Origin of the sequence: Phreatobacter sp. AB_2022a (assembly GCF_026847585.1) — a bacterium.
Classification (GTDB): Bacteria; Pseudomonadota; Alphaproteobacteria; order Rhizobiales; family Phreatobacteraceae; genus Phreatobacter.
The window spans coordinates 23,176-38,916 of record NZ_JAPSET010000038.1 but is presented as its reverse complement, the minus strand read 5'-3'; the positions used below and the strand labels follow the sequence as shown (position 1 = coordinate 38,916).

Sequence of the window (15,741 nt, the reverse complement as noted above, 5' to 3'; positions counted from 1 at the left end):
GCCTTAGAGCGGCAGCTCCGGCTCCGGATCGCGCGGCAGCGGCGGCTGCGGCCGGTCCAGCCTGCGCAGCGTCCAGCGCACGCTCGGCATCTCGCCCGAACGACCCTCGATGACGAGCTGGGCGGTGCGCCGCGGCCCTTCGGGCATGGCGAGCGCGATGCTCTCCTCGATCGCGACGCCGGCCTCGGTGGCAAACACCCAGGCCTCGCCCGTCGGCAGGAGCAGAAGCACCGAGCGCGCCTGCTCGGTCGGCACCGGCTGGACGCTCGGATGCAGGTGGAAGCGCAGCGTATAGGGCTGGTCCGCGCCCTCGAGCGTGTCTTCGCCGTCGAGCCTTTCACCTTCGGCGGAGAGGCTCAGGACCCGGTGCACGGTCACGCCGAGGCGCTGGCGATAGCCGTCATGGCTCGCGGCCAGCGTCAGATCGTGCCGTTCCGCGGCAACCCGGCCCGGCCCGGACATCACCGCGCCCTCGGCCGGGCCCCGGTCGACGAAGCGGGCCGACGAGCGGTCGGCGACCGTGACGGTCGAATGGGCCGCGGTCTTGCGCGCCTCGCGCCGCCAGCTCGCCCGGTTGACCGCCGGCATGCCGCAATTCATCACCAGCAGCTGCCGCCCGGTCGACAGTTCGAACGACAGCGTCCCGGCATGGGCGCCGGCGCTGTAGCGGGCCGGCGGCGGCGGGCCGACATCGGCGATGAGCACGCTGGCGCCGGCCTCCAGCCGCTCGAAGCCGCTATGCGGCGCCGAGCGCGGCACGCTGCCGCGGCTTTCGTCATAGACGAGCGCCGTCGTCACGAGGTCGATGCCCGTCGGGCCCATGCCGTTGAACCGGGCGATCGTGCCGTCCCCGAGCCGGAAGAACCGGATCATCGGCATCATCCGGTCGACGGCCGTCAGGATCGCCGCCGGCGGCGTGACATTGCGCGCCGGAAACAGCTGGCGCAGGGGCAGGAGATCGAGCACCAGGCCGACCAGCACGCCCGGATCGCGGCTGACATGGCCGCCATCCGGCAGGATCTGCCGCTCGAGCTCCTCGCCAAGCCGCTGCGAAGCCCATTTCAGCAGCTTGTCCTCGCCTTCCAGGCACAGGCCTGCCGTCACCAGCGCGATCAGGACGGACAGCCGGGCGGCGCCCGGCGCGAGCGTTGCATATTGCGCGTCCAGCACCCTGAGCTGCCACCACAGCGACCGGGCGAAGCGGCGGTAGAACATCTCGTCCGCGCCGGCGAGCAGCAGGCCGGACGCGGCGAGCCAGGCCCTCAGGCGCTCGGCGGTGACCAGCGGTTGCCAGCCCGAGCGGTGCTCCCGGCCCTGGGCGGCCAGCCAGGCTTCGACCAGGCCCCGGGCGGCCGCCGCGGCTTCCGGCGATCCGGCGGCGCGCAGGTGGCGCAGCCAGCCGAAGCCGGCGAGCGCCTCCTGCCAGTCCTCGGAGGGCGGCGTCGCGGCGAACGGATCGGCGGCCTGGATGGTGCGACCGGCGAAGACATGCAGGCCGGCGATGATCTCATCGGCCCGCACCGGGTCGGCGGTGCGCAGCTCCTGCGGCACGAGGAGGATCCGCGGCGTCTGGCTGCGGCCGCGCCAGATCCGCATCATGCCGGCGCCGACCGGCCAGCCGCGCGCACGCCGGTAATAGCCGACCGCCGCGAGCCGACCGGCAACGATCCGCTCAGCTATCCACCCCAGGGTTCTTGCGACCAACCCGTCCGCCCTCAAACAATCTGTGCCGGCCCCACGGCCCGCCGAATCGCCGCGCCAGTCATAGCCGGTTCGATCAACAACCGGTGCCCCATACAAGACACGGCTGCATTTCCAAGGTGTTAACCATTTTCGCGCTTTGATGCCGGCCATGCGGCCAAGGCGGCGAAAGCCCTTTCGACAGCTGGTGATGGAGTTTGTTGCGTGTCTCGATCGACCCTCCTGGCGGGTATCTCCGCCCTCGCCGTGATGGTCTCGCCCGCGGGCGCGGCCGAAGCCGTCTCCGGACGTTATGAAATCCTGATCGGCGGCCTGCAGGTGGGCGTCGCCGGCTTCGAAGGGCGCATCTCCAACGACGCCTACGAAACCTCGGTGTCGGTCCGGCTGTCGGGCGTATCCCGGCTCATCGCCTCCGGCCGCGGCTCGGCGACCGCCTCCGGCCGCATCGTCGGCGGCCGCGCCGTGCCGTCGAACTATGCGCTCACCCTGCAGACCACTCAGCAGAACGAGGCGGTCCGCATGGCCATGGCCGGCGGTGCCATCCGCAGCTTCAGCGCCGAGCCGGCCCGCCCCGAGGCGCCCGACCAGGTGCCGGTCACCCCCGGCCATCGCCAGGGCGTGCTCGACCCGCTCGCCGCCGCGCTGTTCGTCGTCGGCAGCGCCGGCCCCGCCGTCGGCGCGGAGGCCTGCAACCGCACCTTCCCGATCTTCGACGGCCGGCAGCGCTACGACCTGTCCTTCTCCTATGCCCGGACCGAGGAGCTGAAGGTCGCCGGCTATTCCGGCCAGGCCGTCGTCTGCAATGCCCGCTACCGGCCGATCGCCGGCCACCGGCCGTCGCAGACCCAGGCCATGGAGCAGAACCGCGACATGCAGGTCTGGCTCGCACCGGTCGCGGCGACCCGCACGCTGGTGCCGGTGCGCATCAAGATCCGCACGCCCGTCGGCATGGCCCAGATCGAGCCGACCCGCCTGGAGCTCGGCAGCCCCGCCGCGACCGCTTCCGTCGCGCCCTGAGGCAGGGCCGGAACGCCACGCCAGGAGACCGCCCCTGCGGCGTGTTGCCGCGTCCTGCGCCGGCAAAGGAGGCAAGGCGCGCCGAACTTGCGGGCGAGCTGCCGGAGATTTGGGCAAAGGCCGAATTTGTCACGAAAAACGGGTTGCCGTGCGGCACTCCATGGTCTTTGCTGGCTTTGACGTTCCACGGGACAAATCCCAGTCCGGGTCCGGGCCGCGGCAATGGTCCGGCGTTCACAAGAATATGCCGAAGGGCTCCGCCATGACCGATCTCCCGCGCTACCGTCCGACCCGTCGCGACAGCCTGAAGCTTGCCGCGGCCGCCGCCCTGACGGGGCTTGCCGCGCCCGCGGTCCATGCGCAGGCGACCACCAATGTCCGGTTCACGCTGGACTGGCGGTTCGAGGGCCCCGCCGGCCTGTTCCTGATGGCGCTGGAAAAGGGCCATTTCCGCGCCGAGGGGCTGAACGTCTCGGTCGACGCCGCATCAGGCTCGCGCGAGGGCGTCACGCGGGTGGCGTCCGGCACCTACGACATGGGCTTCGGCGACATCAATTCGATGATCCGCTTCCGCGACGAGAACCCGACCGTCGATCTCAAGGCGGTGATGATGGTCTACGACCGCCCGCCCTTCTCGATCGTCGGGCGCCGGTCGCGCGGCATCACCACCGACGTGAAGAGCCTCGAAGGCAAGAAGTTCGGCGCGCCGACGCCGGACGCCGCCTATGCGCAATGGCCGATCTTCCGCGCGGTGAACAATCTCAACGAATCGACCATGCGCTTCGAGAATGTCGGCTTTCCCGTGCGCGAGCCGATGCTCGCCTCCGGCGAGGTCGACGCCATCTTCGGCTTCGCCCATTCCTCCTACATCAACCTGAAGTCGCGCGGCGTGCCCGACAGCGACATCATCGTGCTGCACATGTACGACTATGGCGTCGAGCTTTACGGCAACGTGCTGATGCCGAGCCCAGGCTTCCTGCAGGCCAATCGCGCGGCGGTCGCCGGCTTCAACCGCGCCGTGGTCAAGGGTATCCGCGACTGCATCGCCGACCAGGCGGCCGCGGTGAAGCTGGTGCTCGCGCGCAACGACGTCGCGCGCCAGGAGACCGAGGCCGAGCGCCTCAAGATGACCGTCGACAACTACGTCTTCACGCCCTGGGTGAAAGCCAACGGCGTCGGCGGCATCGATCCCGCTCGCATGGCCAAGGCCATCGACCAGATCGGGCTGACCTTCACCTACAAGAACAAGCCGAAGGTCGAGGACGTGTTCCTTGCCGAGCTCCTGCCCGCCCCGACCGAGCGACGGCTCGCCTGAGCCCGCATCGACCGCCTGCGACCGGGTGGAACCGCCCTTCATGTCCCGCCTCCCGCCGGAAGCCCGTCCTTGCGCCCTTTCGTTGAACTGACCGATGTCAGCCATACCTACGCGACCGGCGCGACGCTGGCTGTCGACGGTCTCGACCTGAAGGTCGCGGAAGGCGAATTCGCCGCCGTGGTCGGCCCGTCCGGCTGCGGCAAGTCGACCCTGATGAAGCTGGCCACCGGCCTGCAGTTCCCCCAGAAGGGCGCGGTCATGGTCGACGGCCGCAGGGTCGCCGCACCGGTCAAGATCGCGGGCATGGCGTTCCAGGCACCGACCCTCCTGCCCTGGCGCACGACGCTCGACAACCTGATGCTACCGCTGGAGATCGTCGAGCCGCACCGCTCGCGGCTGCGCCGCCACCGGGCCGAATATGTCGGCAAGGCCCTCGCGCTGCTCGAATCGGTCGGGCTGAAGGATGCCGGCGACAAGTTTCCCTGGCAGCTCTCCGGCGGCATGCAGCAGCGTGCCTCGCTCTGCCGCGCGCTGATCCACGAACCCAAGCTGCTGATGCTGGACGAGCCTTTCGGCGCGCTCGACGCCTTCACCCGCGAGGAATTGTGGTGCGTCATCCGCGACCTGCATGCGCGCGGGAATTTCACCGTCATCCTGGTCACCCACGACCTGCGCGAGGCTGCCTTCCTCGCCGACCGGATCTTCTGCATGTCGTCGCGGCCCGGCCGGATCATCGCCGAGCGCGCTGTCGAATTCCCGCGCCCGCGCGATCTGGAGCTGACCTACACGCCGGAATTCTCCGACATCGTCCACGACCTGCGCGCCCGCATCGCGGAAGCGCGCGCGACCGCTTGAGGGCCGGCCATGGAGGCACTGTTCGACGCCCTCTTGTCCTGGTGGCCGGTCGCCCTGGTCGCCGCCACCGTCGGCTATGTCGTGCTGCTGCTCGCGCGCGTCGCCACGGAACCGGCGCTCGACAGGTCCAAACTGTCGCTGCAGCTCGCGCCGCTCGTCTGCACCGCCGGCACCTTCCTCGTCTGGGAACTGTTCTGCCGGCTTTTCGGCATTTCAACCTTCATCCTGCCGGCGCCGAGCCATATCGTGCTCGCCTTGTGGGAGTTCCGTCGCCAGATCGGCGTGCATTCCTTTCACACGGCCTGGATGACGCTGGCCGGTTTCGGCCTGGCGGTCGCCTTCGGCATCCTGCTCGGCCTGCTGCTCGGCGCGAGCCGGTTCTTCTACGCCGGCTTCTATCCCCTGCTCGTCGGCTTCAATTCGGTGCCGAAGGTCGCGGTCGTGCCGATCCTGGTGATCTGGTTCGGCGTCGGCTGGCTGCCGGCCGTGCTCACCGCCTTCATGATCTCGTTCTTTCCGATCGTGGTGAACGTCGCAACCGGCCTTGCCACCATCGAGCCGGAGGTCGAGGATGTGCTGAAAGCGCTCGGCGCCTCCAAGATGCAGATCATGACCAAGGTCGGCATCCCGCGCTCGCTGCCCTATTTTTTCGGCTCGCTGAAGGTTGCCATCACCCTCGCCTATGTCGGCTCGGTGATCGCCGAATACAACGCCTCGCGCTTCGGCATCGGCAATCTGATGGCCCGCGCCTCGGCCGATTTCAACGTGCCGCTGCTGTTCGCCGCCCTGATCGCCCTCGCGGTGCTCGGCGTCGCCATGTACATGGCGACCGTCTGGCTGGAGAACCGGATGACCGGCTGGGCCCAGCGTTCGTCCTTCGCCGCCACCTGATCCCGGCACGGCGTGGCAAGCTGGCGCTTGCCCCTTGAGGCCGGGCGCTTCATAAATCGTGCCTCGCGGGGCGCAGCCCGCGGCTTGTCCGACAATGGGGCCCCATGAAAGCGATCTTCGACGTCATCATCATCGCCCTCAACATCTACTGGTGGGTGATCATCGCCTCCGCGGTCCTGTCCTGGCTCGTCGCCTTCAATGTCGTGAACTACCGCAACGCCATCGTTGCCCAGATCGACCAGACGCTGCGGGCGCTGACCGAGCCGGTGCTCGGGCCGATCCGCGCGCGCATGCCCAATACCGGCGCGGTCGACCTGTCGCCGATCGTCGTGCTGCTGGGCATCATCCTGATCCAGCAGATCATCTACCGCTACGGCTATCCTTACGTGTTCTGAGGCCGATGATGACGGCCGCCCCCTATCGCCTCGCCGACCACGCCCTGCTCATCGATGTGCGCCTGACGCCGCGCGGCGGCCGTGACGCGCTGGAAACGATCGACCGGCTCGCCGATGGCCGCACCGTGGTGAAGGCGCGCGTCCGCGCGGCACCCGAGGACGGCAAGGCCAATGCCGCCCTCGAGGACCTCGTCGCCGCCCGATTCGGCGTGCCGAGGTCCAAGGTCAACGTCGTGCAGGGCAAGACGGCCCGCCTGAAGACGGTGGCGGTCGAAGGCGACCCGGCCGGCCTCGCCGCGCGCGCCGGACAGCTTTTCGCCGGCGCGGCGGCCGTGTTTGTCCTGGCCGGCACCCTGCTGGCGGGCACGGCCGCTCCGGCCGCGGCCCAGTTCATCGCCCGCGGCGACATCTGCACCAGCAACAACGAGTTCCTGCGCACGCGGGCCATCGTCGAGCGCGCCGGGCTCGCAGGCCCGGACAAGAGCCGGCTGGTCCGGACCTTGCGCGCAGCTCAGACCCTGGCCGAAGAAGGTTGTCCCAACCGCGACGGCTGGCTGATCCGTCGCGCCGTCGGCATGCTGAACTCGGTCAACCGGGAGGTGCGCAACCCGCCTGTGGACCTGCCGCTGTTCCTGAGAGACTGAGCCGGCGCCGGCCTATTCGTTGCCGGTGCGCCTGAGCGCGCCGTCGACGAGCGCCGCCGGCCCCTTGTGCAGCTTCTCGGCGATGCCGTAGAGCTGCTCGCGCCTGGTCATCTCGGCCCAGACATCGCCGGGATCGATGCCCATGTCGACCCAGAGCACGGTCAGGTTGTAGAGGAGATCGGCACTCTCGCGCACCACCGCCTCGCGGTCGCCGCAGACAGCGTCGATGGTCACCTCGGCGGCTTCCTCGACCAGCTTCTTGGCCATCTTGGACCGCCCGCCCTGAATCAGCCGGGCCGTGCGCGACTGACCCGGATCGGTCTGCCGCGCCTTCAGCACCGCCTTGTGCAACCGCTCCACGACATCGGACATGGCTTGACGATCTTTCCTGGAAATCCCCGCGAATCAGCGCGAACAATCGCCACGACGGGCAAAACCTGACACACAACCAAGGCGAGTCAATGATCGCCGCTGCGGCACTTCGCCGGGCCGGAGCCGACCGTCAGACCGCCGCGCTGGAGAATGGGGCGCCGCGACCGCTAGGATCGGCGGCAATGACGATTCGGCGGAGAAGCAGACATCATGTCCGCGCGCGACTGGGCCCTGCTGCTGACGCTTTCGGTGCTGTGGGGCGGCTCGTTCTTCTTCGTCAAGGTGGCGCTCACCGATCTGCCGCCGCTGACCATCGTGCTCGCCCGCGTCGGCATCGCGGCGGCCACGCTCACCGTCGTGATCAAGGCGATGGGCGAGGCGCTGCCGCGCGGCGCGAAGGCCTGGCTGACGCTTGCGGTCATGGCGCTGCTCAACAATCTCATTCCCTTTTCGCTGATCTTCTCCGGCCAGCAGGCGCTGCCCTCGGGCCTTGCCGCCATTCTCAACGCCACGACGCCGCTCTTCACCGTCGTCGTCATGCATCTCTTCACATCCGACGAAAAGGCGACGCCGCCGAAAATCGCGGGGCTCGTCCTCGGCTTCGCCGGTGTCGTGGTGCTGCTCGGACCGGCCATCGCGGGCGCCCGCGACACGCCGCTATGGGCGCTGCTCGCCTGCCTCGCCGCGGCCTTGTCCTATGCCTTTTCCGGGCTCTGGGGCCGGCGCATCAGGCCGCTCGGCATCGCCCCGACCGTCACCGCCTGGGGCCAGGTGACGCTGACCACCGCCATGATGCTGCCGGTCGTGCTGGTGGCCGACCGGCCGTGGACGCTGGCGAGCCCCGGCACCGCCACCCTTCTCGCGCTGATCGGCCTCGGCGTGCTGTCGACGGCCCTCGCCTATGTGATCTTTTTCCGAATCCTGGAGAGCGCAGGCCCCACCAACCTGATGCTGGTGACCTTCCTCATCCCGGTCTCGGCGATCCTGCTCGGCAGCCTGGTCCTCGGCGAGCGCCTAGCCTGGACCCATGCCGCCGGCATGGCTCTGATCGGCCTCGGTCTTGCCGCCATCGACGGCCGGCTCTGGAAACGCCTGTTCGGCCGCGCGGCATGACGCGCGGCCCAGACGGCGGCTCCGGCGCGGCCCGGCATCAGAAGCCGGCAATCTCCACCGGGCGAATGGCCTGTCCGCAGGCGCCGGGCGGCGGCTGCATCGGCTCGAGGCCGTTCCGGTTGACCCGTTCCGCTGAACGGCGCGCCTCGCGGGCGAGCGCCGAGACGCGCGCCGCATCGAGCTTGCCGTTGCGCAGGATGACATCGATGGCGACCAGGGCCTGATTGAGTTCGTCGAGCGCGTCGTGATCGGTCATGGCACTTCCCCAACATCTGCGACCGTCGCCAATGTTGGCGATGCAGATTTCAGCGGAGCGCCATCCATCGTAACAAATGTTGCATCTCTCGAAATATGGCGCGTCGGAACGAGACAGCCCGACCCGCCGCGGCTCGCCGCGGATCCGTGGTCAGGCGCAGCGGCCGCGGCGCTTCGGCACCGGGCCGCCGCGCTTGGGCGGAGGTCAGGAACCAGGACTCAACCGGGCTCGCAGCGTGTCCTCTTGCGCACCGCCGCGTCCACCGCCCCCTGGCTATAGGGCAGCGCGGCATAGTCGCCGGTCGCCCAGCGCTCGAACAGGTCGCGATAATGGGACGAGGACGGGTCACCGGACTGGCCCGGCGTGTTGATCGCCACCGACCGGTCGAGATCGGCGAGATCGACCACCATGCGGAAGGACGAGCCCATCATGGTCCGGAAGTCGCCCGGCCGGTAGCCCGTATGCATCGGAGTCGCGCTCGATCCCGCATGGGGAATCGGTCCGACCGATCGCGCCTTGGCCTCCTCGGGCGTCATCAATGCGCTCAATGGATGGTCGAACTGGGCGTGATGCAGCTTGCCCCAGGCCCAGGCCGCCGGATCCTCGCCGAGCATGGCCTTCACGTCGCGCACCGCGGCGGCGAGCGAGGCGGCGAGCAGCTTGTCGCGCCCGCCGCGCGGATCGGAGCCGAACCGTTCGTCGGGCGCTTCCAGCGCGGCCAGCGTTCCCTCGACGTCTCCCGGCACCATCAGGCGGTGCAGGTCGCGCGGCACGATGGCGTTCCACAGCGCCGGCTTCAGGTGACGGCTCCACCAGACCTCGAACAGCGCCGCCGGCGCGGAGGTCGCGGTCAGGGCATGATCCCAGCCGGCAAAAAGCCTCAAGGCCAAAGCCACGTCGGCATCACCGGCCGGCAGCTCCCGCGCGATCCGCGTCAGGCGCCGCGCCGGCACGGAGACGACATCGGTCTGCAGCGCCCGCGAGGTCGCCATGCGGTGCGGCGTCTCCGCTGCCAGAACCTCCTCGATCCGGGTCGCGCGCGCCCGCTCGACCCATTCGAAACCGATCGGATGCGCCTTATGGTCCCAGTCGGCGGGCAGGTTCATCTCGTTGGCCGAGAAGACGAAGCCGCGCGCGGGATTTTCGTCGAGCGGCATCTTCGTGCTGTCGCGGAAGCCGGCCCATTCGTAGCGGCCGTCGCCCGGCACCGGCATCAGCCCGTCCCAGTTCGGCCGTGTCGGATTGATGCCGGCCGGCATCCAGGCGACCGTACCGGCCTTGTCGGCATAGACGAAGTTGACCGAAGGCGTGCCCCAGCGCTCCGTACCGGCGCGGAATTCGGCGAGATTGCGGGCGCGCATCAGCCGGTGGGTGCCGAGATAAGGCGCGGTGCCCGGCTCGAACCAGACCGAGCGCACCGCATAGGCGCGCCGCTTGTCCCTGTCCTCGTGGACCACGGGCCCGTGCCGGGTGAACTTCAGGCGCAGCACCTGGTCGGGGCAGCCCTTCACCTTGACGGTCTCCTCGACCGTCCGCATCCGCTCCCAGCCGTCCTTGTAGCGATAGCGGTCGGGATCGGCCGGGTCGGTCTCGTAGACGTAGAGATCCTCCTGGTCGATGTAGAAGATGGTCAGCGCCCAGGCCATGGTGCCGTTATGGCCGATATGGACGCCGGGAATGCAGGGCTCGCCGGCGCCGATCACGTCGAGCCCCGGCGCCGTCAGGTGGACGAGGAAGCGCAGCGAGGGCAGGCCGTGCAGCCTGTGCGGATCCGACGCCAGGATCGGCTTGCCGGTATCGGTCCGGCTGCCATGTACGGCCCAGTTGTTCGAGCCGGTATGCTGGGCATCGAGCACGACCTCGAGAAGATCGGTGACGCCGCGCCATTTCGGCGCGTCCTCGAGCTTGGCTTCGAGCCGCTCCTTCGAAAAGGTCGCATTGGCCGCGGCAAGCTTGACCATGTCGAGCACGGCCATCGGAATGCTCGCCGGGTCGAGCCCCTCCGGCACGACCGGCGTCACCGCCGGCTCCAGCCAGCGGCGCAGGAGGTCGGTGCGGTGATCGGCCTTGGCCTGCACCTGGCAGCGCAGCACCTCGGACAGCACGTTGCGGCTCAGCGAATGGGTGCGGATGCGCGAGACATCGGCCGGGGCCCAGCGCGCCGGACGCGTGCCGGTGACGCCGAATTCGAACGGCAGGAGGCTCGGATCGGCCTCGGTCATCGCCACGAAGGCATTGATGCCTTCGGCAAAGGCCGTGAAGGTCGCCTCGGCCTCCGGGCCGTAGGCGGCAAATTCCGCGTCCTGGTCGCCGCGATAGAGGAACAGCCGCGCGGCGCGATCCTGCTCGAGATAGCCAGGGCCGAAATCCGCCGCCAGGAGGCCGAGACCCCGCTTGCGCCACAGATCGATCTGGAACAGGCGTTCGCGGGCGGCGTGGAACCCCTGCAGGAAGAACAGGTCGTGTTCGTTCTCCGCGCGGATATGCGCGATGCCGTTCTCGTCGAGGCCGATGGAGCCGGGCGCGGTCAGGCCGGCAATCTTGAGCGTTTCTGTGTCTGTCATGTTCTGATGTCTTCGCCTTGGACGCCCCGACTGTGCCACCGCGTCGCCGCCCCGGCCAGACTTGACCGGGCGCTGATGGCCCCGCGCCGCGCGCATGCCTCGCGGCGCGATTTGGACCGGCCGGCAGGCCGTGCAAAACTCGCCGCCTGGCCGAAGCCGGACCAATGCCGGCGGCCGACCGAGGGGATATCCATGACGCGTCCTGCCGCACGTGATCGATCGGTCCGGCACCGCCTTTTTGGTCTTCTGGCCGGCCTTGTCCTGGCCTTCGCCACGCCGTGCCCGCCGCTGCGCGCCCAGGCGCAGACGGCCCCGCCCTTCGCGCCGGCCATCGTCTACGACCTCGGCGGGCGCTTCGACAAATCCTTCAACGAGGCGGGCTATGCCGGCGCCGAGCGGTTCAAGCGCGAGACCGGCATCGCCTATCGCGACTTCGAGATCCGTAACGACACCCAGCGCGAACAGGCCTTGCGCAATTTCGCCCAGCGCGGCCAGAACCCGATCGTCTCCGTCGGTTTCTCGTTCCGCGCGGCGGTCGAAAAGGTCGCTGCCGAGTTTCCCAACACGCGCTTCGTGATCATCGACAACACGGTCGCCCTGCCGAACGTCCAGAGCGTGCTGTTCAAGGAACACGAGGGCTCCTACCTCGTCGGCGTCCTCGCCGCGCTCCGCTCGCAAACCAACACGATCGGCTTCGTCGGCGGCATGGACATCCCGCTGATCCGCAAGTTCGCCTGCGGTTACGTGCAGGGCGCCCGCGCGGCGCGGCCGGGCATCGCCATCATCCAGAACATGACCGGCACGACCGGCCAGGCCTTCAGCGATCCGGTGCGCGGCGCGGAGCTCGCCCGCGGCCAGATCGCCCAAGGGGCCGATGTCGTCTACCACGCCGCCGGCTCCACCGGCATCGGCGTGCTGCAGGCTGTGGCCGATGCCGGCAAGCTCGGCATCGGCGTCGATTCCAACCAGAACGGCCTGCACCCGGGCCGCGTGCTCACCTCGATGACCAAGCAGGTCGATGTCGCCGTCTACGGCGCCTTCATGGCGGCGCGCGCCGGCACCTGGCGCCCGGGCGTTTCGGTGCTCGGCCTTGCCGAGGGCGGCGTCGACTGGGCCGACGACGCCAACAATGCCGCGCTGATCACGCCCGAGATGCGCGCGGCCGTGACCCGCGCCGCCGAGGCGATTAGGATGGGCCGGCTGCAGGTCCATGACTACATGGCAACCAACAGCTGCCCGGTCCAATGAACATCACCATTCTCGGTTCAGGCGACGCTTTCGGCTCCGGCGGGCGGTTCTCCACGTGCCTGCATCTCGCGGCGAGCGACGGCACCACCATGCTCGTCGACTGCGCCGCGACGTCCATGCCCGCGCTGAACCGCGCCGGCATCGACCGCAACGCCATCTCCGCGATCCTGTTCACCCATTTCCACGGCGACCATTTCGGCGGCCTGCCGTTCTTCGTCCTCGATGCCCAGTTCGTCACGCGCCGGCGCACGCCGCTCGTCGTCGCCGGGCCGCCCGGCGTCGCGCAGCGCGCCCATGCCGCGCTGGAAGCCGCCTTTCCGGGCTCGGCGACCGCCAGGCGCGCCTTCGAGATCGACTATGTCGAGATCGCCCCGGACGGCCCGGCGGAGGTCGCCGGCGCCGACATCGAAGCCTTCGCCATGGTCCACGACGATCGCGCCGGCCCGTGCCTCGGCTATCGCATCGCCCGCGACGGCAAGGTCTTCGCCTATTCCGGCGACACGGCCTGGACCGACACGCTGGTGCCGCTCGCCCGCGACGCCGATGCCCTGCTGATCGAATGCTACACGGTCGACCGCAAGCTGCCGAACCACCTCGACTACGAAACGCTCGAGCAGCACCTCCGCGAACTGACGGCACGGCGCATCATCCTCACCCATATGAGCAGCGCCATGCTCGACCATGCGGGGGCGCTCGCCTGCGAGCGGGCCTATGACGGCATGGCCATCGCCCTATGACGGCGGCCGCCGCCAGTGCCGTGGCGATGACCGGCATCGACAAGCGTTTCGGTCCGGTCCATGCGGTCAGGACCGTCGACTTCGCCGTGCCGCGCGGCACGGTGCGCGGCCTGATCGGCGAGAACGGCGCCGGCAAATCGACCCTGATGTCGATCCTCTACGGCTTCTACCAGGCTGACGCGGGCCGCATCGCCGTCGACGGCAAGCCGGTGCACATCCGCGCGCCGGCCGATGCCATCGCCGCCGGCATCGGCATGGTGCACCAGCATTTCATGCTGATCGACAGCTTCACCGTCATCGAGAATCTGATGCTGGGCGCCGAGGGCGGCCCGCTGGTCGCGCGCGGCGAGCGGGCGATGCGGGCAAGGCTGGCCGAGCTTGCCCGCGACTATGGCCTCGCGGTCGACCCCGATGCGCGGGTCGGCGATCTCCCGGTCGGCGTGCTGCAGCGCGTCGAGATCCTCAAGGCGCTGGTGCGCGGCGCCGACATCCTGATCCTCGACGAGCCGACCGCGGTGCTGACGCCGGCGGAAGCCGGCGGCCTCTTCGCCTTGATGCGGCGGCTCGCCGGCGAGGGCAAGACCGTCATCATCGTCACCCACAAGCTGAAGGAGATCATGGCGGTCACCGACACGGTCTCGGTGATGCGCCGCGGCGTGATGCTGGCGACGGTGAGCACTGCCGACACGTCGCCCGACGCGCTCGCCGAGCTGATGGTCGGCCGGCGCGTCGGCCTTCCGCCGGCCGCCGCCCTGCGGCCGGCCGGGCCCCCGGTGCTGGAGGTCGAAGGCCTTTCCCTCACCGATGCACGCGGGGTGGCGCAGCTCGAGGCGATCGACCTGACGGTTGCGGCCGGCGAGATCGTCGGCATTGCCGGGGTCGCCGGCAACGGCCAGAGCGAGCTTCTGGAGATCCTCGCCGGCATGCGCCGGCCGAGCGCCGGGACCATCAGGCTGTCCGGCCGGCCGGTCGATTGCGGCGGCCGCGACGATCCGCAGCGGCTGCGCGCGCGCGGCGTGCGCCATGTGCCGGAGGACCGCTTGCGGTGCGGCCTCGTCAAGGCTTTCGCGGCGGCCGAGAGCGCGCTTCTCGGTTATGTCGACGAGCCCGGCTTCGGCCGCGGGCCGTTCCTCGATCGCCGGGCCGTGGTGGCCGACTGCGCGGCCAAGATGGCCGCCTTCGACGTGCGGCCGGCCGATCCCGGCCTCGCCACGGCGCTGTTCTCCGGCGGCAACCAGCAGAAGATCGTGCTCGCGCGCGAGATCGAACGCGCGCCGGTGCTCCTGCTGGTGGGCCAGCCGACCCGTGGCGTCGATATCGGCGCCATCGAGCAGATCCATCGCCGGCTCGCCGCCCTGCGCGCCGAGGGCAAGGCCATCCTGGTGGTTTCGACCGAGCTCGACGAGCTCCTGAGCCTTGCCGACCGCGTCCTGGTGATGAGCGGCGGCCGGATCATCGGCGAGCGCCGGGCGGCGGCCGCCGATGAGGGCGAGATCGGCCTGATGATGGCCGGCATCGGCGAGGACGATCCGTGAACAGGCACCATCTGCCGCTCTGGCTCACCGCCGTCGCCATTCCGCTGGCCACCGTCGCCGCCGCCTTTCTCGCCGCGGGCCTGGTCGTCCTGACCATCGGCGAAAGCCCGATCGAGGCGCTCGGCATCCTGCTCGGCGGCGCGCTCGGCTCGGACTACGGCATCGGCTACACGCTGTTCTACACGACGAGCTACATCTTCACCGGCCTCGCCGTCGCGGTCGCCTTCCATGCCGGTCATTTCAACATCGGCGGCGAAGGCCAGGCCCTGGTCGGCGGCCTCGGCGCGGCCCTGGTGGCGCTCGGCCTGCCCGGCCTGCCGGCCCCGATCCTGCTGCCCCTGGCCATCCTCGGCGCCGCGTTCGGCGGCGCCGCCTGGGCCTTCGTGCCGGCCTGGCTGCAGGCCCGGCGCGGCAGCCACATCGTCATCACCACCATCATGTTCAACCTCCTGGCCGGCACGCTCACCGTCTATCTGCTCGCCGGCCCGCTGCGCATGCCCGGCTCGATGGCCCTGGAGACGGCGCGCTTCAGCGACGCGGCGATCCTGCCCTCCTTCGCCGCCATCGCCGCCTGGTTCGGCTGGACGGCGGCGCGCTCGCCGCTCAACCTGTCGCTCGTGCTGGCGCTCGCCGCGGCCGTCGCCGTCTGGCTGCTGATCTGGCACAGCCGCCTCGGCTACCGGATCCGCACCGTCGGCGCCAATCCCGAGGCCGCCGTCTATGCCGGCATTGCGCCGGCCCGCATCACCCTCGTCGCGCTCATGCTGTCGGGCGGCCTCGCCGGCCTGATGGCGACCAACGAGATTCTCGGCACCCAGGGCCGCCTGATCAACGAATTCGTCGCCGGCGCCGGCTTCGTCGGCATCGCCACAGCCCTGATGGGCCGGGCGCACCCCTACGGCGTCGTGCTCGCCAGCCTGCTGTTCGGCGTGCTTGCCCAGGGCGGCGCCGAGCTCGCCCTCGAAAAGCCGAGGATCCCGCGCGAGATGATCGTCGTGATCCAGGGCTTCGTCATCCTGTTCGCCGGCGCCCTGGAGAATCTCTTCGCCGACCGGCTGGCCATGCTCTACCGGCGCCTGGCGCGCGACAGCGACTGAC

Annotated in this window: 14 protein-coding genes and 1 pseudogene; 11 read left to right on the top strand and 4 right to left on the bottom strand. The window is 69.8% G+C overall.

All coding sequences use genetic code 11. From position 1 onward, the window contains the following. Positions 1–3: 3 nt before the first annotated feature. Complete coding sequence (locus OZ671_RS23320; protein WP_268862948.1) at positions 4–1,704, bottom strand: heparinase II/III family protein; 1,701 nt, start codon at positions 1,702–1,704, stop codon at positions 4–6. A gap of 201 nt (positions 1,705–1,905) precedes the next feature. Between OZ671_RS23320 and OZ671_RS23315 the strand changes: the two genes are divergently transcribed. The 6 genes and pseudogenes from OZ671_RS23315 to OZ671_RS23290 form a co-directional block, all read left to right on the top strand. After that, the gene (locus tag OZ671_RS23315; protein ID WP_268862947.1) at positions 1,906–2,718 is read left to right on the top strand and encodes a DUF3108 domain-containing protein; all 813 of its coding nucleotides are present in this window, start codon (positions 1,906–1,908) and stop codon (positions 2,716–2,718) included. A gap of 262 nt (positions 2,719–2,980) precedes the next feature. Next, the gene (locus tag OZ671_RS23310; protein ID WP_268862946.1) at positions 2,981–4,033 is read left to right on the top strand and encodes an ABC transporter substrate-binding protein; all 1,053 of its coding nucleotides are present in this window, start codon (positions 2,981–2,983) and stop codon (positions 4,031–4,033) included. 69 nt (positions 4,034–4,102) lie between these two features. Beyond that, on the top strand, positions 4,103–4,888 hold the full coding sequence (locus OZ671_RS23305; protein ID WP_268862945.1) for an ABC transporter ATP-binding protein: 786 nt from the start codon (positions 4,103–4,105) through the stop codon (positions 4,886–4,888). 9 nt (positions 4,889–4,897) lie between these two features. Further along, complete coding sequence (locus tag OZ671_RS23300) at positions 4,898–5,779, top strand: ABC transporter permease (RefSeq protein ID WP_268862944.1); 882 nt, start codon at positions 4,898–4,900, stop codon at positions 5,777–5,779. Positions 5,780–5,883: 104 nt separating this feature from the next. Then, on the top strand, positions 5,884–6,174 hold the full coding sequence (locus tag OZ671_RS23295) for a YggT family protein (protein ID WP_038303551.1): 291 nt from the start codon (positions 5,884–5,886) through the stop codon (positions 6,172–6,174). Between the two features lie 5 nt (positions 6,175–6,179). After that, positions 6,180–6,476, top strand: a pseudogene (locus OZ671_RS23290) (DUF167 family protein); the annotation flags it as partial. Positions 6,477–6,830: 354 nt separating this feature from the next. On the opposite strand, the gene hisE reads toward OZ671_RS23290, so the two are convergent. Continuing rightward, positions 6,831–7,190 carry a phosphoribosyl-ATP diphosphatase gene (gene hisE / locus OZ671_RS23285; RefSeq protein ID WP_268862943.1) on the bottom strand — a complete coding sequence of 120 codons (360 nt, stop codon included), beginning with the start codon at positions 7,188–7,190 and terminating at the stop codon, positions 6,831–6,833. Positions 7,191–7,400: 210 nt separating this feature from the next. On the opposite strand from hisE, the gene OZ671_RS23280 reads away from it, so the two are divergent. Continuing rightward, entirely contained in the window at positions 7,401–8,303 is a 903-nt protein-coding gene (locus OZ671_RS23280) for a DMT family transporter (protein ID WP_268862942.1), read from the top strand. 37 nt (positions 8,304–8,340) lie between these two features. Here the strand turns inward: OZ671_RS23280 and OZ671_RS23275 are convergent, their stop codons facing one another. After that, positions 8,341–8,559, bottom strand: coding sequence for a hypothetical protein (locus tag OZ671_RS23275; protein ID WP_038303555.1), 219 nt, complete (start codon positions 8,557–8,559; stop codon positions 8,341–8,343). Between the two features lie 218 nt (positions 8,560–8,777). After that, positions 8,778–11,123, bottom strand: a complete 2,346-nt coding sequence (locus OZ671_RS23270) for a penicillin acylase family protein (protein WP_268862941.1) — start codon at positions 11,121–11,123, stop codon at positions 8,778–8,780. Positions 11,124–11,315: 192 nt separating this feature from the next. On the opposite strand from OZ671_RS23270, the gene OZ671_RS23265 reads away from it, so the two are divergent. From OZ671_RS23265 to OZ671_RS23250, 4 genes are read left to right on the top strand one after another with little or no spacing between them, the layout of a single operon-like run. After that, positions 11,316–12,371 (top strand): BMP family lipoprotein, encoded by a 1,056-nt coding sequence (locus OZ671_RS23265; protein WP_268862940.1) that lies wholly within the window; start codon positions 11,316–11,318, stop codon positions 12,369–12,371. Further along, positions 12,368–13,108, top strand: a complete 741-nt coding sequence (locus tag OZ671_RS23260) for an MBL fold metallo-hydrolase (protein ID WP_268862939.1) — start codon at positions 12,368–12,370, stop codon at positions 13,106–13,108. The genes OZ671_RS23265 and OZ671_RS23260 overlap by 4 nt, the downstream gene beginning before the upstream one ends. After that, entirely contained in the window at positions 13,105–14,643 is a 1,539-nt protein-coding gene (locus OZ671_RS23255) for an ABC transporter ATP-binding protein (protein ID WP_268862938.1), read from the top strand. Before OZ671_RS23260 ends, OZ671_RS23255 begins: the two co-directional genes overlap by 4 nt. Then, positions 14,640–15,740, top strand: coding sequence for an ABC transporter permease (locus tag OZ671_RS23250; RefSeq protein ID WP_268862937.1), 1,101 nt, complete (start codon positions 14,640–14,642; stop codon positions 15,738–15,740). Before OZ671_RS23255 ends, OZ671_RS23250 begins: the two co-directional genes overlap by 4 nt. Position 15,741 lies beyond the last annotated feature (1 nt).

Bases quoted from the DNA above. Each gene is read 5' to 3' on its own strand.
- OZ671_RS23310 (WP_268862946.1), top strand. From the start codon at position 2,981: ATGACCGATCTCCCGCGCTACCGTCCGACCCGTCGCGACAGCCTGAAG.
- OZ671_RS23300 (WP_268862944.1), top strand. From the start codon at position 4,898: ATGGAGGCACTGTTCGACGCCCTCTTGTCCTGGTGGCCGGTCGCCCTG.
- OZ671_RS23295 (WP_038303551.1), top strand. From the start codon at position 5,884: ATGAAAGCGATCTTCGACGTCATCATCATCGCCCTCAACATCTACTGG.
- hisE (WP_268862943.1), bottom strand. From the start codon at position 7,190: ATGTCCGATGTCGTGGAGCGGTTGCACAAGGCGGTGCTGAAGGCGCGG.
- OZ671_RS23280 (WP_268862942.1), top strand. From the start codon at position 7,401: ATGTCCGCGCGCGACTGGGCCCTGCTGCTGACGCTTTCGGTGCTGTGG.
- OZ671_RS23275 (WP_038303555.1), bottom strand. From the start codon at position 8,559: ATGACCGATCACGACGCGCTCGACGAACTCAATCAGGCCCTGGTCGCC.
- OZ671_RS23270 (WP_268862941.1), bottom strand. From the start codon at position 11,123: ATGACAGACACAGAAACGCTCAAGATTGCCGGCCTGACCGCGCCCGGC.
- OZ671_RS23265 (WP_268862940.1), top strand. From the start codon at position 11,316: ATGACGCGTCCTGCCGCACGTGATCGATCGGTCCGGCACCGCCTTTTT.
- OZ671_RS23260 (WP_268862939.1), top strand. From the start codon at position 12,368: ATGAACATCACCATTCTCGGTTCAGGCGACGCTTTCGGCTCCGGCGGG.
- OZ671_RS23255 (WP_268862938.1), top strand. From the start codon at position 13,105: ATGACGGCGGCCGCCGCCAGTGCCGTGGCGATGACCGGCATCGACAAG.